The 25,096-nt window shown below is 61.3% G+C and carries 21 protein-coding genes; 12 read left to right on the forward strand and 9 right to left on the reverse strand.

Annotation, left to right across the window (positions count from 1 at the left end):
• Positions 1-38 precede the first annotated feature (38 nt).
• Positions 39-1,487 carry an amidophosphoribosyltransferase gene (locus P9M14_13030; protein ID MDP8256667.1) on the reverse strand — a complete coding sequence of 483 codons (1,449 nt, stop codon included), beginning with the start codon at positions 1,485-1,487 and terminating at the stop codon, positions 39-41.
• Positions 1,488-1,665: 178 nt separating this feature from the next.
• Here P9M14_13030 and P9M14_13035 point away from each other — a divergent pair, with 178 nt between their 5' ends.
• Positions 1,666-2,763 (forward strand): radical SAM protein, encoded by a 1,098-nt coding sequence (locus tag P9M14_13035; protein MDP8256668.1) that lies wholly within the window; start codon positions 1,666-1,668, stop codon positions 2,761-2,763.
• On the opposite strand, the gene P9M14_13040 is transcribed toward P9M14_13035, so the two are convergent.
• From P9M14_13040 to P9M14_13055, 4 genes are all read right to left on the reverse strand, one after another.
• A complete protein-coding gene (locus P9M14_13040) occupies positions 2,715-3,965 on the reverse strand; it encodes a glycosyltransferase family 39 protein (protein MDP8256669.1) in 1,251 nt (416 codons plus the stop codon). The two genes, P9M14_13035 and P9M14_13040, sit on opposite strands and share 49 nt — an antisense overlap.
• A gap of 2 nt (positions 3,966-3,967) precedes the next feature.
• Complete coding sequence (locus tag P9M14_13045) at positions 3,968-4,843, reverse strand: class I SAM-dependent methyltransferase (protein MDP8256670.1); 876 nt, start codon at positions 4,841-4,843, stop codon at positions 3,968-3,970.
• A gap of 117 nt (positions 4,844-4,960) precedes the next feature.
• Positions 4,961-5,263 (reverse strand): RNA-binding protein, encoded by a 303-nt coding sequence (locus P9M14_13050; GenBank protein ID MDP8256671.1) that lies wholly within the window; start codon positions 5,261-5,263, stop codon positions 4,961-4,963.
• Positions 5,264-5,593: 330 nt separating this feature from the next.
• A complete protein-coding gene (locus P9M14_13055) occupies positions 5,594-7,375 on the reverse strand; it encodes a glycosyltransferase family 39 protein (GenBank protein ID MDP8256672.1) in 1,782 nt (593 codons plus the stop codon).
• A gap of 146 nt (positions 7,376-7,521) precedes the next feature.
• Here P9M14_13055 and P9M14_13060 point away from each other — a divergent pair, with 146 nt between their 5' ends.
• From P9M14_13060 to P9M14_13110, 11 genes are all read left to right on the forward strand, one after another.
• The gene (locus P9M14_13060) at positions 7,522-8,160 is read left to right on the forward strand and encodes a TetR/AcrR family transcriptional regulator (GenBank protein ID MDP8256673.1); all 639 of its coding nucleotides are present in this window, start codon (positions 7,522-7,524) and stop codon (positions 8,158-8,160) included.
• The gene (locus P9M14_13065; protein MDP8256674.1) at positions 8,150-10,756 is read left to right on the forward strand and encodes a pyruvate formate lyase family protein; all 2,607 of its coding nucleotides are present in this window, start codon (positions 8,150-8,152) and stop codon (positions 10,754-10,756) included. The genes P9M14_13060 and P9M14_13065 overlap by 11 nt, the downstream gene beginning before the upstream one ends.
• A gap of 223 nt (positions 10,757-10,979) precedes the next feature.
• A complete protein-coding gene (locus P9M14_13070; protein ID MDP8256675.1) occupies positions 10,980-11,978 on the forward strand; it encodes an NAD-dependent epimerase/dehydratase family protein in 999 nt (332 codons plus the stop codon).
• Positions 11,975-12,796: an SDR family oxidoreductase gene (locus tag P9M14_13075; GenBank protein MDP8256676.1), complete on the forward strand. Its 822-nt coding sequence runs from the start codon at positions 11,975-11,977 to the stop codon at positions 12,794-12,796. Before P9M14_13070 ends, P9M14_13075 begins: the two co-directional genes overlap by 4 nt.
• A gap of 19 nt (positions 12,797-12,815) precedes the next feature.
• On the forward strand, positions 12,816-13,580 hold the full coding sequence (locus P9M14_13080) for an acetoacetate decarboxylase family protein (GenBank protein ID MDP8256677.1): 765 nt from the start codon (positions 12,816-12,818) through the stop codon (positions 13,578-13,580).
• A 44-nt stretch (positions 13,581-13,624) separates the two neighbouring features.
• Entirely contained in the window at positions 13,625-14,827 is a 1,203-nt protein-coding gene (locus P9M14_13085) for an acyl-CoA dehydrogenase family protein (GenBank protein MDP8256678.1), read from the forward strand.
• 13 nt (positions 14,828-14,840) lie between these two features.
• Complete coding sequence (locus P9M14_13090; GenBank protein MDP8256679.1) at positions 14,841-16,109, forward strand: radical SAM protein; 1,269 nt, start codon at positions 14,841-14,843, stop codon at positions 16,107-16,109.
• An 8-nt stretch (positions 16,110-16,117) separates the two neighbouring features.
• On the forward strand, positions 16,118-16,915 hold the full coding sequence (locus P9M14_13095; protein ID MDP8256680.1) for a hypothetical protein: 798 nt from the start codon (positions 16,118-16,120) through the stop codon (positions 16,913-16,915).
• 118 nt (positions 16,916-17,033) lie between these two features.
• Positions 17,034-17,372 carry a ribosome silencing factor gene (gene rsfS / locus P9M14_13100; protein MDP8256681.1) on the forward strand — a complete coding sequence of 113 codons (339 nt, stop codon included), beginning with the start codon at positions 17,034-17,036 and terminating at the stop codon, positions 17,370-17,372.
• A 77-nt stretch (positions 17,373-17,449) separates the two neighbouring features.
• Positions 17,450-18,586, forward strand: a complete 1,137-nt coding sequence (locus P9M14_13105; GenBank protein ID MDP8256682.1) for a hypothetical protein — start codon at positions 17,450-17,452, stop codon at positions 18,584-18,586.
• 1 nt (position 18,587) lies between these two features.
• A complete protein-coding gene (locus tag P9M14_13110) occupies positions 18,588-20,084 on the forward strand; it encodes a radical SAM protein (protein ID MDP8256683.1) in 1,497 nt (498 codons plus the stop codon).
• Here P9M14_13110 and P9M14_13115 read toward each other — a convergent pair whose 3' ends face one another.
• The 4 genes from P9M14_13115 to P9M14_13130 all read right to left on the reverse strand — a co-directional run bounded on the left by P9M14_13115 (position 20,085) and on the right by P9M14_13130 (position 24,964).
• Positions 20,085-20,966 (reverse strand): mechanosensitive ion channel, encoded by an 882-nt coding sequence (locus P9M14_13115; GenBank protein ID MDP8256684.1) that lies wholly within the window; start codon positions 20,964-20,966, stop codon positions 20,085-20,087. It abuts the gene before it with no gap.
• 47 nt (positions 20,967-21,013) lie between these two features.
• Positions 21,014-22,402 carry a radical SAM protein gene (locus P9M14_13120; protein ID MDP8256685.1) on the reverse strand — a complete coding sequence of 463 codons (1,389 nt, stop codon included), beginning with the start codon at positions 22,400-22,402 and terminating at the stop codon, positions 21,014-21,016.
• 84 nt (positions 22,403-22,486) lie between these two features.
• The gene (locus P9M14_13125) at positions 22,487-23,713 is read right to left on the reverse strand and encodes a hypothetical protein (protein MDP8256686.1); all 1,227 of its coding nucleotides are present in this window, start codon (positions 23,711-23,713) and stop codon (positions 22,487-22,489) included.
• 459 nt (positions 23,714-24,172) lie between these two features.
• The gene (locus tag P9M14_13130) at positions 24,173-24,964 is read right to left on the reverse strand and encodes a hypothetical protein (protein MDP8256687.1); all 792 of its coding nucleotides are present in this window, start codon (positions 24,962-24,964) and stop codon (positions 24,173-24,175) included.
• Positions 24,965-25,096 lie beyond the last annotated feature (132 nt).

A 25,096-nucleotide genomic window follows, 5' to 3' on the forward strand; every position in this document is an offset into this window, starting at 1 on the left:
TCGCCCAGCGGTCGGTCAGGTCAAGCCAGGATTATTAATCAGATCTTTCCCGTTTCCAGCCCGAGCTCGCGTTGGCGCGGGTTGTACTCGTACGACAACGAGCGGCCGGTCCAGCAGTAGTGGCACAGGTTCTCCTCGGGCAGCCCGATGGCCTTGATCATATCGTCCAGCCGTTGGTAGCGCAGGGTCGTGGCGCCGAGGTGTTGGGCGATCCAATCGACCATTCTCTTGTACTGCGGCGTATCCGGGTCAAGGTAGGGACCGAGGTTGGTCTGGTCTCCGCCGCTGATCACGTTGATCGCGCGGCGCGCGATCAGCTCGTCGACTTTGCGCGTGGAGAGCGCGAAACGGCAGGGGAACATCAGCGGCGGACAGGCCGGCCGCAGGTGGACCTCCTTGGCGCCGAAGTCCCAGAGCTTTTGCATGGTGAAGCTCTTGAGCTGGGTGCCGCGGACGATCGAGTCCTCGCAGATCACCAGCCGGTTGCCGCGAATCACGTCGGGCACGGGCAGCAGTTTCATCTGGGCCACCTGATCGCGGATCTTCTGCGAGGGCGGAATGTACGAACGGCCGTAACCCGGGGTGTACTTGACCAGCGCGCGGCGCAACGGCAACCCGGACTCCATCGCGTAGCCCACGGCGTGACCCATGCCCGAGTCGGGGACTCCGGACACCAGGTCGGCCTGCACGTCGTCGCGGCGGGCCATCATCGCGCCGCAACGTTCGCGCACTCCCTCCACGCCGATCCACTCGTAGCTCGACGCCGGGTAGCCGGTGTAGATCCAGAGAAAGGAACAGATCTGCATCTGCTCTCCGGGTTTGCGCAGCACGCGGTAGCCCTCGTTGTTGACGATCACGATCTCGCCCGGCCCGAGCAGCTTCAACGGCTTGAACTCCAGGTTGGTAAAGGCGCACTGCTCCGAGGCCAGCATGTAGTCGCCGTTGCGCTCGCCGAGCACCAGCGGCGTGCGGCCCAGCCTGTCGCGGGCCGCGATGATCCCGTCCGCGGTCAGCAGCAGCAGCGAGGCCGAGCCCTGAATCCGGTCGTAGATCTGCTCCACGCCTTGGACCAAGGTCTCGCCGGTCTCGATCAGCTTGGCCAGCAGTTCCACCGAGTTGATCTCGCCGGTGGAGGTCTCAGTGAAGATCGACCCGCCGTTGAACAGCTCCTGGGTCAGCTCGTCCTTGTTGTCGATCATCCCGGCCATCGCCAGGGCGTAACTGCCGAAGCGCGAGTGGATCAGCAGCGGCTGGGCGTCCGCGTCGCTGATCACGCCGACGCCCATTTTGCCGCGCATCTTCAGGTAGTCCTCGGAGAAACGCGATTTGAACTGACCTTGAGTAATGTCGTGGATCTTCTTGTAGATCTTTTCACCGTGGACGGCCATGCCAGCCAGCTGACTTCCCAGGTGGGTGTGATAGTCGGTACAAAACAACAACAGCTCGGCGCAATCACCGCTGGAAACAACTCCACATATACCGCTCATGGGACCCCTTCCGTAAGCACGACTAACGGTTTGTTGATCGAGATTCGGCGCTTGTTGGATGATAGATCAACCTAAGCAAAATTCAAATCAGCGCTGTGCGGCCAGGCTTGAGATCACCGAAAGATTGCAGTAGCGTGAGCAATCACGTTCCGGAGGGAATTTGGACCGATATTTCGAGATGCTGCGACGATCGTACGGTCGCCTGGCGCGCTTGGCCGGCGACGGCGGTCTGCTGCCGCCCTATCGCATGCAGTTCGAACTGACCTACCGCTGCAACCAGCGCTGCTCTCACTGTTTTCAGCGCCGCATTGCCGACGATGAGGGTCGGCGCCTGCCCGCGGGAGAGCTGCCGGCCCACGAATGGATCGGGCTGGCGCAACAGGTTCCGGCCTTCACGCTGATCACGCTCACCGGCGGCGAGCCCCTGGCGCATCCCGAATTCTTCCGCATCCTCGAGGGGGTCGGCGCAATTCGGCGGGTCAACCTGCTGAGCAACGCGCTGCTGCTCGACGACCGCTTGATCGATCTGTGCCTGCGCACGCACACGCTGCTGATCGGCAGCGCGCTAATGGGCGACCGCGAGATCCATGATCGAATCACCTGCGTACCCGGCTCCTACGACGCCTCCATCCAGCGGCTTGACGCGCTGCAGCGTGCCAAGCGCAAGGTTGGACGACGCTACCCGCTGCTCGATATAAAAATGACGGTCACCGCCGAGAACTTCGGCTGCGTCGAAACGATCATCTCCCAGGCGGTAAAGCTCGACGCCGACTTCGTCACCTTCTCGTTGGAGTACGACAACCCGGTCAAGATGAACCCGTTTCTGACCCAAACCCTGGACGACCCCAGCTACGAGAAAGTCCACTACTTCGGCCCGCTGGAGGACCGCGGGCTGCGGGCCGAGTTCGCCAAGCTGTTCAGCTCGCTGGTGCGGCGCGGGTCGGCCGGACGCACCCGTTTCCGTTTTTACCCCGCGTTCCGCGACCCGGAGCTGACCGAGGATTACTTCCTCAACGCCGAACGCTATTACGGCAAGATGTTGCCGTGCTTCGATCCCTGGGGATGTCTGATCATCACGCCCCAAGGGCGGGTCTATCCGTGTCTGAGCTACGAGGTGGGATCGGTGATCGACTCGTCGTTAAAACAGGTCTGGCGCTCGGAGCGCTTCGCGCGCTTCAGGGCGCTGATCCGCGAGCGCGGCACCCTGCCCGCCTGTTGGGGCTGCTGCTACGTTGACCCCGACCTCTCGGCCTTCGACCCCTCGGCGGGACGATAGCGCGCTTGCACCAGCCGCGCCGCGGCCACGAACAACACGCACAGCGCGACCCAGAACGTAAGCGAATAGCGCGGCATGCCGACCTCGAACAGCGCCGTGACCACCGCGAGCACCAACACGTGGGCCTTAAGATAGAGCATCTGTCCCGCGCTGAAACTCGGCCGCTGTTCGCGTCGGCAGGCGATCAACAACGGCGCGAGGAACAGCAGGGCCATCGCCGGAACGGTGAGCATCAAGGTCAGGAAGTTGATCAGCGCCACCTTGGCATAACCCAGCGGTTTATAGGCTATGCCCTCTAAGGCCAGACGGGTCAGCATCCGGTTGACTTCCGGCTCGTCCACCTCGAACGCGGTGCCCAGCTCATTAAACAGCAGCAGCATCGCATCGTTGCGCTCGCCGCTGGTCCATCCATCTTTGGCATAGCCCCGTGTTCGGAAATTTTCCACGGCGAAATCTCTGGCACCCTCGTCACTGCTGGGCATCTTGGGATCGATCAGCATCACGGCGTTGATCGGCAGGTTGCGCGCGGCGATCGGCGTAAAGAAGTCGGTCTGCTCGTCGCTTTGGCGCAGCATCCAGGGCATAACCATCGCCGCACAGACCGCGCAGAACACCACGGCATGAGCCAGCCTGTTTTTCAGCGGCTCGTTGCGGAACAACAAGTAGAGCAACGGCATGCAGGCGACGAACGACAGGTAGATCGGCCTGGTCAGCGCCGAGATCATCATCAGCACTGCCAGCAGCGCGGTAAGGCCCAGCGGGCCCTGGGCCAGCTTGCCGCGCAGGGCGATGGTCAGGCACAGCACGGAGAGCGGCACGAACAGCGCCTCGGAGAAGATCATGTGTTGCAGGCTCAGCCAGACCGGGCTGATGCCGTAGATCAACGCCACGAACAGCGCGCCGCGACGGCCCAGGCCGGGCAGCACGGCCCAGTACAGCAATGCGATGGTCAGCCAGGCGATCACGTGCTGCACGATCACGATCTGGTCGGTGTTCAGCCCCAGAGCCATCCAGGCCGCCAGGAACATCGGGTAGACCGGCACGCGGTAAATCGAGTCGTATGAGCCTTCGAGAATCGCCCGCGCCGGAAAGATATAGGTATTGGTGTCCGGCAGGTAATCGATGGGAAAGTACCAACAATAGGCCGTGTAGACCACGGCCATGGCCGCCATCAGCCACGGCAGCGGTCCGATTCTGCGCATCCTCAGCCGCCGACCTTGCGCGCCAGGGCGATCATCTCGCCCGAACGCACGCCGAATCTACGCGGCACTCGGCGGTTGAACGCCTTGCTCAGCCAATCCAACGCCCGCGATTGGTTGTCAAAGCGATGGAAGTTCAAGCGCGCCAAAATTCCGCCCAAGGTGCGCCCCTTGGCCAGCGGCCCGCTGTGGATCAGCCCCAGTCCGAAGCGCTCGAGCAGCCGCGCCAGGGAGGACGCGCTGAAGTAGTGGAAGTGCTCCCCGGGCTTGAGGTGCACCCAGCGCCGGCCCAGCAGCCGGGCCCAGGCCGATCCCGTGTCCGGCGTGGTAATCAGCAGCACGCCGCCGGGCTTAAGCGCCGCGGCGATCAGCTCAATCGCCCGCGCCGGATCGCGCAGGTGCTCGATAGTGTCGTTCAGCACCGCCGCATCGAACGATTCGGGCTCGAGTTCGAACTGCTCGATCGTGCCCTGGCGCACATCGAGCCCAAGCTGTTCGCGGGCATAGCGCGCGGCCTGCTCCGAGATCTCGATGCCCATCGTGCTCCAGCCGCGCTGGAGCGCAGCGTCGAGAAAGAAGCCCGCGGCGCAGCCGATCTCGAGCAGCGATCCAGGCGGCCGCTGTTGTTCGATCAGCTCGATCCTGCGTACGAACTCGCGCTGCAGCAGCTCGCGGTCGGCGAAGTAGTTGTCGTAGCCCACCTCGCGCCCGACGCCGTCGATGGACAGATAGTACTCGCCGTAGAGTTGCTCGGCGTGTTCCGGGATCGGGTGGATGAACTCCAGGCCGCACTGGTTGCAGCGATACAACGAACGATCGTCAAAACGATAGCGTTCGCTGATCTGGGTACTGCGGCAGGCGTTACAAACGATTTCCGTCACGGATTGCTCATCCATCTCCGCCTTGGGCGCACACAATGACTAGATAATGATAAAACAAGGCGCGACCCGCAATACAGCCGGCCGCGCCCCGATTGATAGCCAGATGTCTATCGGTTCTTAGTAACCACCGCCCGAACCGCCGCCGCCGCCGAAGTCGCCGCGATCTCCGCCGCCGCTACGTTCGCGAGCCATGTCGACTTTGATCCGGCGTCCGTCCATCTCGGTGCCATCGAGCTTAAGCGCGCTCTTGGCCTCCTCCTCGTTGGAGAAAGTCACGAAGCCGAAGCCTCGGCTGCGCCCGGTCTGGCGGTCTTCGATCACCTTGGCCTCTACAACCTGACCGTGCGGGGCAAATGCGTTTTGCAGATCCTCGCTGCTCATCGACCAAGGAAGGCCGCCCACGTAAAGCTTTGTACCCATCGAACTACACCTCTTGAAATTGTCTTGGACCGCTCGGTTCGATCTCGTCTGCATGGGGGCTGGAGGCGACAAGTCCGCCGATACCGGGGTATATACTGTTTAGCGGCAGTAATAAACCCGGTGGGTATGGCTATGACTTTCCGAAACCGTTACCTGCAGCAGGCGAGTTCACCCTCATCAGTCCGCGTTAAATGAACTTGCCGGACGCTCTTGATTCGAGTCTCTTCGCTAACAGGCCCGATTCCCTCATCTGAAACGTCACAGCACTAAATCAACGCTATTATGGAAAAAATAAAAAATCAACCGCTTTAAACTTTTAATCCAAATTTTTCATGGGGCTACGAAAGCCTCGCCCTCTTGCGCGCCGTAGACCAGTATTTTCAACGGATGATTCATGCCGCCGGTGGGCCTCACCAACGCCTGCCCAGCGGGCCGCGGCGGCAGATTGAACGGGCGATCGCTCCAGCCCTGGGAAAAGGCGGGGAAGCCGGGCTCGGCCCGTTGTTGCAGCGCGGTCAGGGCCGCGGCCGCCTGATAGCCGCGCTCGTCCGCATGATAGATCCAGACCTCGGCCAGGACCCCGTCCGGAGCGGATTGCGTCAACAGCTCGACCTGGGCCAACGGCAGGTCGCGCAGGCCCATGCCCATGCAGGCCAACAGGTCGCGGGTCAAGCTCATCGAGTCCAGATTGCGCTCGTCGTAAATCTCGGCGTAGCCCACCAGCAGCACTGCTGTGCGCTGTAAGTCCGACGGCTTGAGCAGCGCCAGCTGATCGCGGCACGCGCTTCCCAGCCCCGGGGTATCGAAGTCCCGCATATAGCCCGCGCGCCAGACCGTGCTGAAACGATAGTGCAGTCCGTCGCGGCCGGCGATCGATGCGGCGTAGAGGGTCGGCAGCCAGCCGCAGAGCAGCGTCGCGGCAACAATGTAGGTCGTGGCGGCCAGCCGCGCCCGGGGCCTAGGCAGCGCGGCGGCAGACCCGGCGATGATCGTCGCGAACAGCGGCACCACCTGGTAAATGTAGAAGTGGTTCTTGGTGCCAAAGGCGCCGAACCACAGCGGCGGCAGCAACGCGGCGGCCAGCAGCGCCCAGGTCCGCGAATCGCGCCGCCGGACCCAGGCCAGCACCGCTGCCGCGGGCAGCCACAGCAGCCCCAGAGCCCAACCCAGCTGCACGTCGAACAGCGAACGGAAGTGGAACCAGGGGTCCGCGTCCGACCCGCCGCCCGTGGAAAGCTCGTAGTTGATCGTCCCGCTGAGCACATCGCTGGGCCGCGAGTTACACAGAAATTCGATTACACTGCGCGACTGGTCGTGCCAGGCCGCCTGCAGCTGCGCGAAAAATACCGGGTCGAACAGGTGGCTGCGGTAGTACGCCCACATGTGGCCCCAGGCCGGCAGCAGCGCGGGCAGCAGGTACAACGCCAGCCCCAGCAGCGGGCGCATTTTCCCCTCGCGCCGCAGCCCGAGGGCGAAGTAGATCAATACCACCGGCGCGAAAATGAACAGCACGCTGCCGCGGTGGCACAGCAGGGCTAGGCCCAGGGCCAGGCCCGCGGGCGCTGCCCAGCGCAGCCGACGCAGTCCGTCGGTCTTGAACAACAGCAGCAGGGCCAACGCGTTGGCTGCGGCCGAGAGCAGGTATTGATTGTAAAACCCGCTAAGGCCGTCCGAGGCCGGGATGCCCGCCGTGATCAGCGCGGCGAGTACTGCGGCCCGCCTGCCGTAGAGCTGCGCGGTCAGGCCGTAGACCGCGGCCAGCAGCAGCAACATCGCCGCCAGGTTGACCAGACGCAGCCGTTGGGGAGTCAGCTCTTTCAGGCTAAACAGCGGAGTACTGAACACCGGCAGGCCCGGGGCCATCACGTAGCCGGGATTGAGCACGGTCGCAGCCGTGTCGCACGCTCCGTCGCACTGCGCCAAGTCACGCTGCAGTTGCAGTGCGCCAAGCATGTAGTCGCCCTCGGTGCTCATCCCCAACTCGGCGCGCGCCGGATACCCGAGCCAATACAGCCCGGCGAATGCCAGAAAGATCAGCAGCACCCAGGCCACGCCGATAAACGCCCCGCGCATTCGGTCGCCCTGGCCCGCAGAGTCAACGCTGGTCAACATATCGCCGAACTCTATCGCAACTGCCGATTCTGCGGAACCTTCGGGACATGCAGGCTACTGATTTTTATTAATTGCGCCTTTGCTTGACACTGCATTTCCTTCACTTTACAGTATGATAATTCTTAACCGGTCGCCCAGTTAAATTTATGAGCCATACACCGAAATCAGCCAGAGACAAGATCCTGCGCGCAGCTGATCGGCTGTTCGGCGAGGTTGGATTCGACGCCGCTACCACCCGCGAGATCGCTGAGCTCTCGGGCGTGAACAAGGCGCTGATCCATTACCACTTCGACAGCAAGCAGGCGCTGCTCGCGGCGCTGCTGGACGACTACTACCAACGGATGCGCATCGAGCTCACCGCGGCCCTGGATCTGCCGGGCACTGCCCGTCAACGGCTGCTGCGGCTGATCGACGCCTACCACGACTTGCTCGAACGCAACCGCAACTTCAGCCGCATCGTGCAGCGCGAGGCCTCGGGCGGCAAACACGCCAACCGCATCCGCGAGCTGATGGGGCCGCTGTTCGAGCTGGGCACTCAATTGATCAAAGGCGCGTTCCCCGCGACGCACGATGGCGAGCTGGCAGCGGAGCAGCTAATGATCAGCTTCTACGGAATGATCGCCGGATACTTCAGCTACTCGGGCATGCTCGAGCCGCTGCTGGGCGGCGACCCGCTGAGCGCGCAGAACTTGGCCCGGCGCCGCTCGCACCTGCGGCGGATGACCCAGATGCTGCTCGACGAGCTCGAGCGAATCTCAACAAGCGAGGCCGAAGATGACGGCTGAAGCGGCTCACGTCCTGGAAGACCTTGGCCAGCCCCGCCCCTCGGAACGCATCAAGCGGTTGCAACGGCGCTACCAAAGCGGCGAGGCACACATCTCAGTGGAGCGCGCGCGCTATTTTACCCACAGTTGGCAGGACACTCAGGACCACGACATGTCGCGCAACCTGCGCGTGGCCCTTGCCATGCGCCGGGTCTACGAACGAATGACGATCCACCTGGACCCGGACGATCGCATCGCCGGCTACTGGACCGAGCACTTCCTCGGCGCACCGGTAATCATCGAGCGCGGCGAGTACAACCGCGTGCTCGAGGCCGAGCTGACCAAGCCGCGCATGGCTGCGTTCCGCGCCGCGTCCGCGGCCAAGGCCCTGAAGTACTTGCTGCGCAAAGGCAAGCTGGGCGAGCTGATTCACAACCAACGCCTGGCGAACCGCGCCGGGGCCCAGCCGATGAACATGGGATTGCAGACCATGGACCGGCGCGAGGTCAACCCGTTTCAGATCGACCCGGCCGACCGTCGCGAGCTGCTGGGCGAGCTGCTGCCCTATTGGCGCGACCGCTGCCTGGCCGACGTGCTCGAACAGCGCTTGGCCCAGTCGGGACTTTACTCCGAGGAGATGCACGACTTTGCCACGGCCCTGCCGGGCAACACCTCGCGCCAGGTAATAATGCTCGCCACCTGCGCCACCTGCGCCACGATCCAGGGGCACGTAATCCTCGACTATCAAAACGCCCTGGATAACGGTCTGGAGGCAATGCTGGCCCAAGTGCTGCACCAGCTCGAGCAAGACGGGTTAAGCCAAGAGCAGCGCGACTTTCTACTCTCGATCAGGCACGCCCTGGAGGGCGTGGAGACCTACGCGCGACGCCTGGCCGTCAAGGTGCGCGAGGCTGCGGACATTGAGCGGGATCCCGGACGCCGCGCCGAGCTCGAACGCATGGCGCGCGACTGCGAGCGCGTGCCGCTAAAGCCGCCGCAGACCTTTGCCCAGGCGGTTCAGGCGCTGTGGACGCTCAAGACCGCGGTGGAGCTGGCGCACCCGATGAACCTGCACTGCTTCGGCCGTCTGGACCAGATCCTCTACCCGTACTACCGCGCCGACCTCGAGGCCGGTCGCACTGATCCGGCAGCGGCCTGCGAGCTGATCGAGGAGCTGCTGCTCAAGCTGATGTCGCAGAACATCCGCCTCGAATCGAACATGCTCTCGCACTTCTACCACCGCTTCCTGGGCTCGACCCCGGTGACCATCGGCGGCCTGACTCCCGAGGGCAAGGACGGCACCAACGCGCTGACCTATCTGTTCCTGCGCGCGGCGCACAACTCCAAGGCGATCACCAACATCTCGCTGCGCGTGCATAAAAAGACCCCGGACGAGCTGCTGCACGTCATGGCCGACTACCTGCAGCAGGGCACGTCGAGCTACGCGCTGTTCAACGACGAGGTCAACGTGCCGGCGATGCGCAACAGCGGATTCGCCGAGCGCGACGCCCACGACTACGCGGTGATGGGCTGCGTCGAGATGACCTGCCCGGGCCGCACCGGCTCGATGAGCGCCAACGCCCTGCTGCTCTCGCGAGTGCTCGACATCACCCTGCGCAACGGCGACGCGGCCACCATGGCCGGCACGATCCACGGCGAGGGCTTGCAAACCGGCGACCCGGACACGTTCGGCGATTACGCCGAGCTTGAGGACGCCTTTATCAAGCAGGCACAATTCTTTGTCGACAAAATCGTACGCGGCTCCAACCTACGCGACGAGCTGCACGCCGAGCTGCTGCCCGCGCCCTACATCTCGGCCTTCATGCACGGCTGCCAAAAGAGCATGCGCGACGTGACGCACGGCGGCGCGGACTACGACCTCTCCGGGATCTCGTTCATCAACTCCATCGCCAACCTCAGCGACTCGCTGTACGTAATTAAGAAGCTGGTCTTTGAGCAACGCGCGTTCAGCGTCAAACAGTTGCTGCAGGCGGTGGACAATGACTTCGTCGGCCACGAGGAGCTGCTTGAGCAGATCCAGGGGCTGGGCGGAATGTGGGGCAACGGCGAACCCCAGAGCGATGAGCTGGCGCGGCGCGTCAGCGAGCGGTTGTTCAAGCTGACCCACGACCACCGCTCGTTCAAGGGCGGCCCGTTCGTGCCCTACGTGATCAGCATGACCACCCACACCATCGACGGCCGACTGTCGATCGCCACGCCCGACGGTCGACGCGCGGCCACGCCGTTCGCCGCAAGCTGCAATCCCTACAACGTCGAACGCCAAGGCGTGACCGCGGCGTTGCGCTCGGTGGCGACGCTGCCGTTCGAACACGTCCTGGGCTGCGCGGTTAACATCAAATTTCATCCCAGCGGCGTGGGACAGACGCGCACTGCTCGCGATAAATGGATCCAGCTGATCCGCGCCTACTTCGCCATGGGCGGGTCGCAGCTTCAGCCGACCGTGGCCAGCTCCCAGATGCTGCGCGACGCCCAACGCAATCCGGAACAGTACCGCGACCTAATCGTCAAGGTCGGCGGATACAGCACCTACTTCGTGGACATGGGACGCGAGATCCAACAAGAGGTGATCGACCGCACCGAACACGGCGAAATTTAACAACAGGGCGCAGCGCGCCCGGTGACAACGGGACAAACATGACAAAGCATTACAGCAAGCCCGCATTATTCATGATGGTTCGTCAACGAGGCGTGCAAGGTGCCGCAAGAACTAGAAAGCCGAGCCGATACTTCGCAGGCGTACCCGCTGTGGTACGTCGAGGACGGATCGGCGAGGATGACGAAGTCATTGCGCACAGATTGTGCGCCACAGTAGAAGCTTCATGAATAATCCGGGCAAAGCATTGGTCACCGGAGCCGACGGGCTGCTGGGCAGCTACCTGGTGCGCGAGCTGCTCGAAGCCAACATCGCGGTGCGCGTACTGCGGCAGCCGAACAGCAAATCGCCGACCCTCGATGGACTTAAAATCGAGTCGCAGCAGGCCGACCTGCTCGGTCCGGCAGCCGACCTGGAGCGCGCGGTCGATGGCTGCGACTGTGTCTTTCATCTGGCGGCGATCACCGACCAGTGGGCGCCGGACGAGCTGATCTACAACGTCAATTTGGAGGGCACGCACAAGCTGCTCGACGCCTGCCTGACGCAAGGCATCAAGCGGCTGGTGTTCTGCGGCTCGGCCAGCTCCTACCAAAGCGGCACGATCGAGCGTCCGGGCGACGAGAGCGGCGGCTTCCCCGAGCAATATCGCGGCATCGCCTACATGGAGTCCAAGCACCGCGCTTCAGCGCTGGTCAAGCAATACGTGGACGAGCACGGGCTGGACGCGGTGATCTGCGCGCCGACCTTCATGCTCGGGCTCTACGACTCCCGGCCCAGCTCGGGCGAGCTGATCAAACAGTTCGTCGAAAAACAGCTGCTCTTCGCCTCGGCCGGCGGCCGCAACTTCGCCCATGCCCGCGATGTGGCGCGCGGCATGCTCGGGGCGCTGCTGCGAGGAACGGCCGGACGCAGCTACATCCTCGGCGGCCGCAACATGAGCTACTTCGACTTTTTCAGCGCAGTGGCGCGCATTGCGCACACGCGGCCGCCCAAGGTCGTGCTGCCCGGCGCGCTGGTGCTCACCGGCGGCGCATTGGCCGAGGCCTTCGGAAAGCTCAGCGGCAAAAAAGTGCAGCTCAACCGGCGCATCGCGCGTTTGTCGCTGATCGGAAGCTACTACAGCTCGCAACGCGCCATCGACGAGTTGGAGATGCCGCAGACCGACGTAGAGCAATCGATCGAGGACTCGCTGACCGGTCTCAAACAATACGGACACCTGAGGTGAGGCAGACCATGGACTACTTCAAAGACAAGGTGGCGTTGATCAGCGGAGCCAGCCGCGGCGTAGGGTTCGCCACGGCCAAACAGCTGCTGCAGGCCGGAGCCAAGGTAGTGATCTCGGCCCGCGGCGAGCAACGGTTGCTTAAATCGCGCGACGAGCTTGCGGCCCTGGGGCCGGTGGCGGCCGTGACCGGCGACGTGTCGCAGGTCCAGGACTGCCAGGCGATGGTCGCCGCGGCGGTCGAGAACTTCGGCGGCCTGGACATTTTGGTCAACAACGCCGGGGTCTCAATGCGCGGACGTTTTCGCGATCTGAGCTTCGAGGTGCTCAAGAGCGTGACCTCGGTCAACCTGCTGGGCAGCATGTACCTGACCAAGGCGGCGATCGAGCCGCTGATCGAGCGTCGCGGTCACCTAGTGTTTATCTCGAGCATTGCCGGGCTGTTCGGCGTGCCCGTGGCCACGGCCTACTGCGCGAGCAAGGGCGCGCTGAGCGGGCTGGCCGAATCGCTGCGCCTGGAGCTGCACGATCTGGGAGTGCACGTGGGCGTGGTCTACCTCGGGTTTACCGAGCACGATCCGGAGAAGCGCATTCTGGCGGCCGACGGCTCGCTGGTAAAACCCGATCGACCGGCGCATCACACCCAGGCCCAGGCCGCGGAGCTGATCGTCAAGATGCTGCGCAAGCGCAAACGGCGGCTGATCATGACCCCGGCGGGCAGCGCGGGCAACCTGCTGCACCGGATCTCGCCGCGCCTGCTCGAGGAGGCGATTCTCACGGCGCAGCGCAATGAATGGAAAGTCTACAAACGATTTTCATAGGATTAAAGGAGGCTGATAAATGGGATACGTCAAAACCCCCGAGGAGCTCAGCAAGTACTACAGCCTTGGCGTGCGCAAGTTCGTTGACGCGCAGATGCTGGGAGTAATGTTCCTCACCAAGCCCGAGATCGTGCAGCGACTGCTGCCGCCGCCGCTGGAGCCCGACGAGACCCCCGCGGGCCTGATGTTCATCGCCAGCTACAAGGCGACCAACCTCGGTCCGGGTTACCACGAGGCCGCGATCTATTTGCGCTGCCGCCACAACGGCGAGTCGGGCACCTACTGCCTGAGCATGCCCATCGACGCCGAGGCGCGGATGCACAACGGCCGCGACATCTTCGGTCTGCCCAAAAAAATGTCGCACATCAGCCTCGAGCGCGAGGGCGACACGGTGCGCGGCTGGGTCGAGCGCGCGGGAGTGCGCTTCGTGCAGGTCGAGGTCAAGCTCCAGGGCGAGCTGCCCGAGCTGCCGCCCACCGGCCCGAGCTTCACCTTTAAGGCCATGCCGCGCGTCGATTTGCAGCCCGGGTTCGACGGGCCGGTGCTGCTGGCGCGCCAGCAGACCACGATCGATCTCAAGCATTGCGAGGTGGGCCAAGCCACGGTGCAGCTCACGCCTTCCGCGGCCGACCCTTGGGCCGAGATCGAAATCGAGCAGACCTTGATGGGCTTTTTACTTGTCAGCGACAACACGATGCTGCCCGGCAAAATCGTGGCCGAGGTCGACCCCGAGGCCTTCCTGCCGTTCTATTTCAAGATGACCGACTTCTCGACCGGAGAGTGATCCAACTGCATATCTGTATTGTCAGCCAATAGAGGGAGAGAGAGATGATCGACTTCACGCCCGACGAGACCCAACTGCAAATCGTCGAGACCGCACGCAAGTTCGGCAAGGAGGTGTTGCAGCCCGCCGAGGTCGAGCTCGATGCGATCAACGACCCGCAGCAGGCCTTCGATTCCAAGCTGTTCTGGGATGTGCTGGGCCAGGCGTTCGAGCTGGGATTTCCCAAGATGGCCCTGCCCGAGAGCTGCGGCGGCCTGGAGCTCGACGCGAGCACCACGGGCATGGTTTGGGAAGAGCTGGCGCGTTGGGGCACGGGAATCACCGCCTGTTTGCTCGCCGGATCGGTGGTGCCGCAGCTGATCAACTTTTTAGCGCCGGACAATACCGAGCTGGTCGAGCGCTACGTGGCGCCGTTCTGCGCCGATAACACCGGCCGCAAGATCAGCGCCTGGGCCAGCTCCGAGCCGGACGTGGGCTCCGACGGCAAGCTGTATTTCGAGCCGAAGATCCGTCACTACACCACGGCGGTCCAGCGCGGCGACAAGTGGGTGATTAACGGCACCAAATCCAACTTCGTGTCCAACGGCACCATTGCCGACGTGTACATCGTCTTCGCCTGCGTCGATCCGTCCCAGGGGCTGCGCGGCTCGGGAGCGTTCGTGGTGCCCGCCGACGCGCCGGGCGTGTCGCGCGGCAAGCCGGTCCCGCGCGTGGGCCTGCGCAACCTCAACCAGGGTCCGGTGTTCTTCGAGGACGTCGAGATCCCGCAAAGCTACATGATCTTCCCTCCGGGCGAGGGCTACCCGATGCTGCACAACTCGATCATCACCGTGGGCAACGTGGGCGTGGGTTACCTGGCGGTGGGCCTGATGCGCGCGGCGTACGAGGACGCGCTGCAATACTCCAAAGAGCGCGTGCAGGGGCTCAAGCCGATCTTCGAGCACCAACTGATCGCGGACAAGCTGTTCAGCGCGTTCTGCGCCATCGAGTCCTCGCGCGCGCTGTTGTGGAAGGCCAGTTGGATGTGCCGCTCGAGTTTCCCGGGCGATCTTAAAACCAGCATCGCCGCGCGGGTCAACGCCACGGAGCAGGCCGTGAGCCACACCGCCCAGATGGTGCGCGTGCTTGGCGGCTACGGCATTTCCAGCGAGTACAACCTCGAGAAGTACGCGCGCGACGCGCTGCTGCTGACAATCATGGACGGCACCAACGAGACGCTGATGCTCAAGGGGGCCTCGTTACTCTAGGACGACAAGCGCGATGAAAAATTTGCAACTCGGTGATTTGCGGCACTATGCGCCGCGGCCCGGCGATGCGGACCTGGAGGCGTGCGACGCGGCGGCGCGTGAGCTGGCCGAGATAATCGCGCCGCTGATCCGCAAGTCCGCCGACCTGAGCGCTGCCGACCGATTGCGCGACGCGCGGCGTCGCGCCCGGGCCCTGGCGCTGTTCGGCCGCAACTTTACGATCAACCGACGCAAGCTGCGCAAGGGCGATCACGCCCTGCGGCCGCTGTACGCGATCTGGACCATGCTTAACCAGTGCAACTTCCGTTGCACCTACTGCGACAATCATCAGGGCCACGCCTACTACGATGTGGACGACCCCGGGCGATTGGACACCGTAGGCGGCAAGCGGCTGCTGGAACTGATCCACAGCGGCACGCCCGCGCTCTACTGGTGCGGGGGCGAGCCGACCCTGCGCGACGACCTGCCCGAGCTGCTCGACTACTCGTGGGACCTGGGCTTCTTCCCGAACATGATCAATACCAACGGCTTCAACATCCATCAACGACTGCAGCAGCGGGCCTGGCGCGACTTCCTCTGGCAGATGGATGTGGTCGTAGTCAGCCTCGACGCGCTGAACCAGCGACTGCTGCGCAAGCTCTGGGGCGTGAGCAAGACCGAACAGGTGCTGGTCAACCTGCTGCTGCTGCGCCGTCTGCGCGAACTGGTCAAGTTCAAGCTCAGCGTCAACACCGTGATCAGCGAGCAGACCCTGGACGAGGCGCGCGCGGTGCTCGACCTGTGCGCGGACCTCGACCTGTGGTTCGTGCCCGTGCCGGTCAACCAGGGGCATCGGCCCTCGGAGAGCCTGCTGCAAAATCCCGACTACCAAGCCCTGGCCGAGCTGATCTTGCAGCGCAAGGCCGACGGCCAGAAGATCATCGGCTCGGCCACGCTGCTGGGGCGGCTGCTGTACTGCCGACCGCACACCTGCTACACCACGCTCAAGCCGCACATCTGGTCCGACGGCTCGCTGTGCTGGCCGTGCCGCGCGCCGGTCAACGTCGAGCCGCAGGACATCAACCTGCTGAAGTTCGACAGCTTTGACCAGGCCTACGCGGCCGGACGCAAGCTGGTCAATCCGGATAACTTCCACGGCCCGGCGGCCAACCAGTGCGGCGGAGAATGCGCCTGGATGCAGAACTACACTACCAGCCGCTATGCCGAGGGCCTGCTGCACCCGCTGCAAAGCGGGATCGTCGGCGAGATCGCCGAGTTCGCCCTCAACCCAGCCAAATGGTAAAAGGCCGCATGGACAAGCCCGGATTGCGGCCCGACTCCAACCTGCTGGTGGGCATCGACGCAGCCCTGGTCGCGTTGGTCAGCGCAGCGATCTGCCTCCGGGCCCACGACCTGCCACTGATGTCGATCCTGGTGCCCGCGCTGATCGTGGCGCGGATGATCGCCGTGGCCGCCGTGGCCCGCCGTGAGCAGGTAAATATTTCGGGCGAGCTGTTGTTCCTGCTGCTGTGCACGCTGCTCGGCGCGTTCAACGATTGGAACTCGGTGCACAACCATCGGATCTACGACTACGCGGTGCCGCATTACTTTGAGTTCTCGCAGATCCCGCTGTGGATGCTGCTCTACTGGGGAATGATCCTGCGGCTGATGGCGCGCCTCACGCGCTGGCAGGCGCTCGCGCCGCCCACGCGGCCCTCGAACTGGGTCGGGTTCGGACGGCTGGGCCGCGAAAGCGCACTGCCCAAGGTCGTGCTGGAACTGCTGATCGTGTTCACCTCCCGTCAGGCGATCTACAAGTACTACGCCGATCCGCTGCTGAGCTGGCTGCCCTTCGCCCTGGGCCTGGCCGTACTGCTGATGCTGATCAGACCCACCCGGCACGACCTGAAGCTGCTGGGGATCACCTTGATCGTCGGGCCGCTGATCGAGGTGCTCTACATCCGTGTCGCCGGCCTGCACCACTATCAGCTGGGTTGGATCTGCGGAGTGCCGCTGTGGATCGTGCTCTGGTGGCTGACCGCGATCCTGGTATTCAAGGACCTGACCCTACGCTTCACGCCTTTACTGCAGCGAGGCGACCCCGGGTGAGAATCTGGGCCTGGTTCCGGCCACGGGCAGCGTTTTTCGCTCCCCGAATTCCCTTGACAGTGCTTCGCGCAACTCCCTATCCTGAAATTGAACTCCAACCCTCCTCCAAAGGAGTCTGGTGATAGACAAGCTTAAGGAACTCGCCCGGTTCGCCTCCGACAAAAACGCCGAAGAAATCGTAGTGCTTAACGTATCGGGCCTGTGCTCGTTCGCGGACTACATCATGATCTGCCACGGCAGCTCCGACCGCCAGGTCCAGGCCATTGCCGACAACATCGAGACCGAGATGAAACACCGCGGCGACCAGGCGCTGGGCTGCGAGGGCAAGACCCAGGGGCACTGGGCGCTGATCGACTTCGGTGAAATAATCGTGCACGTGTTCTACGAGCCCGTGCGCCGTTTCTACGACATCGAGGGACTCTGGCCCGACGCCGAACGCCTCGACCTGGCAAGCTGAACTGACCCCGATCCCCGCCGCAGCGGCCTGCTCGCCACTCCTGCATTGAGCCCGTAATTGGGTTATCATCCACTCCCATGATTGAACCGATCGTACCGATGTGGATCCTGACCTTGCCGGCCTCCCTGGCCCTGGTCGCGCTCTACCTGTCCCACGTACGGCGTCGCGGATGGGGCGAGGGGCTGCTGGTGCTGGTCGCGGCGGTAGTCTTCTGGTCGGTTCGTGAAAACCTGCAGATCCGCCACCTGTTGCTGCCCCACGACTATGAGGTCTCGGCCTCGGCCGCGGTGCGCATCGGCGACGCGCCGATCGCGGTGATCGTCGGCTGGGCGTTCTGCGGACTGCTCGCCTGGCACATGGCCGAACGGATTCTCGAACGCGCCCGCGGCTGGCCGTTGCGCGATAACCCGCTGATGCTGCTGTTCCTGACGATCTTCATCGTGCAGTCGGTCTCATACCTGACCGAGGTCGCAGGGACCATCGCCGGCTGGTGGGTCTGGGGCCGCGAGGGCCTGCCGTGGTATGAAAATTTATCGCTCTACCAGGAATGGCGCACGCGCCTGCTGGTGACCATCCCCTCCCAGCCGCTCGAGGGTTGGGCGATGTATGAGCTGTTCTTTCTCGGACCGCTGGTGCTCAGCGCCGGGTTCCTGCGCAAGGGCGGCATGCTCAACCTGCGGCGTACGCTGCTCGCCGGGGCGATCTGCCTGGCGGCGTACGCAGTGCTGTTCACGATCCTGGTGCTTCCCAGCTGGCTGACCCAGGGCCGGTTCATCATCACCAGCGGTCATTGGGCGGCGATCTTCGGCCTGAGCGCGCTGGTGATCTCGTTTTGGCCGTGGCGCGTCGGCCCGTTGTTCGACGCTGAACAGGCCAAGTCCGGCCGCTTCTGGGAGTGGGTCGAGCGCTGGGGCGACAAGGCCGCGGTGCTGATCTATCTGCTGATCTGTCTGGCCGTAATTTCGTGGCAGGGGGCGCTGACCGACTACATCGCGGCCATCGCCTTTCTGCTGTTCGCGCTGCTGGGGATCTGGGGTGTGAGCGCCCGGCTGCTGTTCGCGGCCGCCGCGCTGTGCATCGTCGCCGGACTGGCGCTGCACCTGCCGGCCCTGGCCTGGTCGCCGCTGCGCTTCCTGCTGATGCTCGGCCTACTGCTGCTGTGGCGCACATGGCAACGCGCCCCGTTCATGCTGCGCCGCAACAACGCCGGATGAGGTGAGCCGCTTGCGCGTTCTGTTCGTCCGCCAAAGCAAGCCGCACTTCGAGGTCAACGTCACGCACCCGCTGGGCCCGATGTCCGTGGCCGCCTACGTGCGCGAGCACAACAACGCCGAAGTGGAAATCTTCGACAACCGGCTGCTCAATCTGCCGCTGGACGAGCTGCTGCAGCGCGTTGTCGATTGGCGGCCCGACGTGCTGGCGGCCACGGCGATGACCTTCGAGGCGCCCGAGCTGCATCGCTTTTTGGCTCGCGCGCGCCAGCTGCTGCCCAACACGCCGCAGGTAGTCGGCGGGATTCACGCTACGAACAACCCCGAGGCCATCGTGCGCGGGGCGGCCCAGGGCTCGCGCTTCGAACACAGCGGCGCGCGACCCGGAGCGGCCGACGTGGCGGTGATCGGCGAGGGCGAGCAGACCCTGAGCGAAATACTCGCGGCCTACGAGTCCGGCCGCAATCCGTCCGACATCCCGGGCACAGCCGTGCTGCGCGACGACGAGCTGCTGCTCGGCGCACCGCGCGAGGTGATCGCCGACCTGGACTGCATGCCCTGGCCGGCCTACGACCTGATCGACGTACCGCGTTACTTCGGCAAGCTGATGGGCGACCTACTCTACAACCGGCCCGAGCAGATGAGCATCCAGACCAGCCGCGGCTGCCCCTACGGCTGCACCTACTGCCACAACCTGTTCGGCCGCAGGTTCCGGCCGCGCTCGGCGCAGTCGGCCCTGGACGAGATCCAAATGCTGGTCCAGGACTACGGTGTGCGCGAGCTGCACATCCAGGACGACGTGTTCAACCTCGACCTCGATCGCGCCAAGGCGATCTGCCGCGGGATCGTTGAACGCGGGCTCGACCTGGTGCTGGCGTTCCCAAACGGCGTGCGCGGCGATCGGATGGACGACGAGCTGCTCGAGCTGATGTGGCGCGCGGGCACACGTCGGCTCTCGCTGGCGATCGAGACCGTGGATCCGCAGATTCAGCGCGAGATCGACAAAAACCTCGACGTGGACATGGTCGCCCAATACATGGCCAAGGCCGCACGCATGGGCATGCTGGTCAAGGGCTTCTTCATGCTCGGGTTCCCCGGCGAGACCGAGGAGCAGATCCGCGCCACCATCGAATTCGCGCGGCGCACGCACAGCCACATCGCCAACTTCAGCCGCGTGGTGCCCAACCCCGCCACCGAGTTGGGCCGCCGCGTGGCAGCGCAGCGCGGACCGATCGACGTGTGCTGGGAGGAGTTCACCTACGACTACTCGAGCATCAACCTCTCGGCTGTTTCGGACGAGCGTTTCGAGCGGCTGATGCGACTGGCCTACCAGCGCTACATGCTCTCGCCACGCCGTGTCTGGGGCCTGATCCGGCTGTTCCCCAACAAGCTGCGCTTCTTCTGGCGCTACGCCGGACTGCTGATAATTAAACTGTTCATGCCCAAAGCCCCGCGCCACAAAGGCGACAAAGGCTTCCAGCCGATCAAAGTACGCTATTGATTAATCGCGCAGCCGTTTGACCGCCTCGTTCACCAACGGGTCGAAATGCACGTCGACCTGCGGGAAGGCGATGGTGATCCCGGCCTCTTTGAGCGCCCACCAAACGCGCTCATTTAACTCCGATGAGAGCCGCTGACCTTCCCACGGATCGGGGATCCAGACGTAGACCGTGAAATTCACCGCCGAGCTGCCGAAATCGGTGAGCAGCACTTGCGGATCGCGGTCGAGCATGCGCCAGGGCACTTGCTCCGCGGTGTGCCGCAGCACCTCGAAAACCTTTTTGAGGTCCGAGCCGTAGACCACGCCCACGTCGGCGCCCAGTCGAATGTAGCTATCCTTCATCGTGAAGTTCTTGACCAGCGACTGCACCAGCAGCGTGTTGGGAACCAGCAGATCTTCACCATCGCGCGTGCGCGCCACAGTGGCGCGAATTCCCATATCCTGGACCCGCACGATCTTGCCGTCCACCTCGAGCACGTCGCCGGGATGGATCGTGCGTTCCACCAGCAGGATCACGCCCGAGACGAAGTTCTGCACGATGTTCTGCATGGCGAAGCCGATGGCCACGGCGAAGATCGCGCCCGCAGCGAACAGCGCCTGCATCTTGATTCCCACTGTCTGCAACGCCACGGCCACGCCGACCAGCAGAATGATGTAATGCGTCAGGCGCTTGAGCGCCAGCAGCGTCCCCTCTTTCTTGATCGAGCGCGCGCTGAAGATCCGCACCACGGCCCGTTGCGCCAGGCGCGACGCGATCCCGGTCAGCACGAGGATCACCACCGCGTAGATCAGCGAGAACGGCGTAATCTCCGCATCGCCCACCGTGAACAGCCGCGCATTGAGCAGCTTGTCGATCGAGTCGTAAAATTCGGCCAGGCTCATCTATGCTCCCCCGCCGAGCCGATCGGCCCGGAATATTGCAGGTCAGACTAGCGCTGCAGACCGCGCCTGACGAACATTCCCACCAAGTAGGGTAAGAGTACCAGCTTGTTCGGAAGCCGCCAGAAGATGCGCCAGAGGCGGATCGGATTGAGGTAGAATTTCTGGTAGGCCAGCTTGCGCAGCCGCGTGACCTCTTCCTCGGGCACCTCGCTGAGGTTGATGTCCGAGCTGTGAAACTCGAACTGCTCCACGGTCATCTCCGGCTCGGGATGGTCCTTGAACACGATCTTGTGCAGTTCCGATCCGCGGAACGGCAGCACGCGGTAGAACGCCGCAGTGTGGAACTTGGACGACCAGGCGAAGCGCAAAGTTTGAAGCATCTCCTCGCGGGTCTCGCCGGGAAATCCGAGCATAAACGCGCCGTGGGTCATAATCCCCAGCTTGGCGGTCTGCTCGACGATCTCGCGCGCCTTGTCGAGCTTGACGTTCTTTTTCATGTAGCGCTGCATGCGCTCGGAACCCGACTCGATGGCGTACATCGTGCGGTACATGCCCGCGCGCTTGAGCCACTTGACGGTCTCCAGGTCCATCCGGTCGGCACGCATGCCGTTGGGAAAGGTGATGCTGATCTTCAGCCCACGCTCGATGATCATTCGGCAGATGTCCTGTACGCGCCCCAGGTCGAGGTTGAACATATCGTCCATGAACTCGATCTCGCGCACGCCGTAGCGCTCGTACACGGCCTGGATCTCGTCCACCACGCGTTCGGGCTGCCGCGGCCGCCAGACCTTGCCCAGGTTGTTGTGGCAATAGATGCAACGGTAGGGGCACGAGCGCGAGGAGAACATCGTCATGAACTTGCGATTTTTGAAGATGATCCCGCCGCGATGGATGTAGTTGTAGCGCTCCAGGGGCACTAGGTCCCAGGCCGGGAATGGGATGGTATCGATGTCGTTGATGAACGGCCGCGGCTCGTTGCGCACCAGCTTGCCATCGACCATTGCGGCCAGCCCCTTGACCTCTCGCCAGTCGCCGCCCGCCTCGAGGTTGGCCAGATATTCGGGCAGCGTGATCTCGCCCTCGCCGATACACAGCAAGTCGATGTTCTGATCGCGCAGCGTGCGCTCCACATCGTTGGCCGGATGCGCGCCGCCCACGATCACCTTGGCCGCGGGCTTCCACTTTTTGACCAGCGCGGCCAGATCGTGCATGCACGCGGCCTCGTAGGTCATGGCCGAGATGCCCACCACGTCCGGGTCCTGCGCGCGCACGCGCTCCATGGCCGCCTCGGGGGTCAGCTCCTCGAGCTTCATGTCGAGCACCGCCACGTCGTAGCCCGCCTGGCGCAGACTCGCGGCAATGTACAACACGCCCAACGGATGCAGATGGGTGTGATGCTGATATAAATATGCCGCCTGAACCAGCAGAACCTTCAACGCGTCTCGCCTCCCAGGGCGCAGTTTAACCGCGCTCCGCCCGACTGCCAAATTTAGGCTTACAAGCTATGGTGCATTGGCTTGTTAAAATAGTTTCTCTTCAAAAAACTCAAATATACGCTGCTCATTATCAGGTCGATCTCCACCATCGTATGGGATCATTATTGTCGGCACCGCATTATTTTCAAAATCGTATATTTGTACATGGTAGGGATATATTCCAAGCGTCATAACATAGCAAAAACCCTCCAAGCCGGCCCCCCAAGGCAACCAGGCCACATAGCTGGTTTCCGTGTCGGCAACATAGGCCGCAAAGTCATCATAAAATATTCTGGACGTAATATTCCCGAGACTTGCCCCGGCGGAATGTCCGATCAGCCCGATATGACCCTCGTCAACGCCCAGATTCGCCTTCAAATATCTCAGTAGAAGCGCCTCCTCGTATACCTTGATTCCCAAAGTGGAAAACCCGTTGGAAACAAGGTTAAACGAGGTGTCGGCCTCATAATCATCAACACAAATTCCCTTTGAAGAGTGCATGATGATTCCGAGACCATGATCCGGGTATCTTTCGCCATAATGATCTATTTCAAACCTCTCGGGATTCTCACAGTGCCCGTGCGAAGCGATCACAGTTGGAACTTGGAATGATCCATCTGTTTCAGCCATCGGGTTTATCGGTGAAATATGCATTGCAGTAAATGCCCCTACAAAAGGATCCTCAAATAACAACAGTTGTCGGCAAAAGCTTGCTTCAACTTTCTGGTCTAAAACAGTAACGTTTAATTCTCTGTCATACATTCCATCAGTTAGAAAGCTGATATTTCCTCCGTCCATCAACGCTTCGGACAAATCATCCGGACTCAAATACTCTTCCTCAATTCCAAGCTCGTATTCAGGATCATTTACTATCTCCAACAACTCTTCCGGCTGCATTACATTAACAAACGGCTGGGCTTCTTCAAGATATAAGATGTTTTCGTAGTCTTGAATACAAGCACATTCACTATTAGGCGCACTTCCGGGCCTGGGATCCCAAAGGCATTTGACATCGGCGTTTGGATTATAAAATATCTCGATATTGCTTGCTTCTGACTTTAGTTCGTTCATGTATCCGCAATATTTTTCGAATTCATCATCACCATCATCGAAGTCGTCGTCTCCTTGATCATCATCATCATCAAGTGTTCCTCGGTTTGCTTGAGCTTCCTCTGCACTATTTTCACACGCTAAAAAAACCAAACATATGATAAGTAAACAGAATGCCCCTCCCCTAAAAACAGACATCCGATGGTTTTTCTTAATATACACTGCCACCTCCTGCTAGTTTACTCTATGAGTCATCAACTTGGATTCCACAAGCTTACAATCACGATAAGAATCCCTTTCTTGGCCTGCGGTTTATTATATTATGTTATCCTAGTTATTTTATATACCACACCGTTTATTAGCTGTCAACGTTTTTACTTCCCTCTTTATAAATACTTCTTAAAAAATTCTACTATTCTTGGATAATCTCTTTCTGTCACTATATATCCTGCGGTCCCTACCGGGGTATTAAACGGCTCTTGTCGACTTTCAATTATCAACCCATATGGTGTGAGCTTGGGGTCTACCGTGCATGTTAGATATCTTAAATCGCAAGATGATGGCAGAAAATCATTAGTCCCGTCATCTATCATAATGCAACTGAGGCCATGAGGATTCACATTTCTTGATAATAAAGCGGTCATCGCTCCAGATGCGTGACCATAAATACCGATTTTTCTATCATGATTTCCACGTTCTTTTCCAAAGTATCTTAATATTTTTTGTAGCAATTGCTTGTTCGTATACCATTATTGAAGGAAATCCCCAACCATTGAGAAGTAGTTCTCTGCTTACAAGACACTCATTCCAATCTGTGCATCTAGATCGTATTTGAGGAATGAGAACTTCGAATCCATGTTTTGCCAAATAGCCTGCGCAATGGCTCTTTTCTGATTCAATAGGATTATGGCCATTTGCATTTGTAAAAACTATTCCTGTTTTAATCTTTGATTTCAAGGGACTTAGCAGAATAAAATGAAATGTACCAACATAGGGGTCCTCAACCCTCCAAACCGATCGTCTATAATTTTCGGCGGCACATTCTCCATAACATTTCAATACATGCTTGGTTTCATTTATTGTCTCCAATAAGAAGCCGATATTCATTATTTCCGTTAGTTCAGATTTCAATTGACTTTGGGGCATGTCGATATTTGCATCGATATCTCTTCTTGGACACGCATCTAATATCATTCGATACAATTTGTCAGGCGATATCGGCCTCCTATAATCCTTTAATTCAGATAAATATGGGAATTTCAGGTAATCTTCAGTACACGAACAACAATCTAAATCACCGACCAACGCATTCAAATGATCTGTATTCAAAGAATCATTACACGAAGCGCGTTTACCAACGTCTATACAATCAATATTATAGGTTAATGGCTTATTCCCGCTTCCCAGGGTTAGAACATTGGCGTTACCAGGGGGGGGGCTATGGTTAATAGCATTGACGATGCTATTCCACAAATTATTTCTCTTCTATTCATTTAATTCCCAACATTCGGGTCTGCGGCACACCTAAAGCCATCATCATTCAGCATCGAATACGGATCATGGGCATGAAGACCGCTTCTGTGTAATGAATACGTAGAAAACAGC

Source organism: Candidatus Alcyoniella australis (assembly GCA_030765605.1).
Lineage (GTDB): Bacteria > Lernaellota > Lernaellaia > JAVCCG01 > Alcyoniellaceae > Alcyoniella > Alcyoniella australis.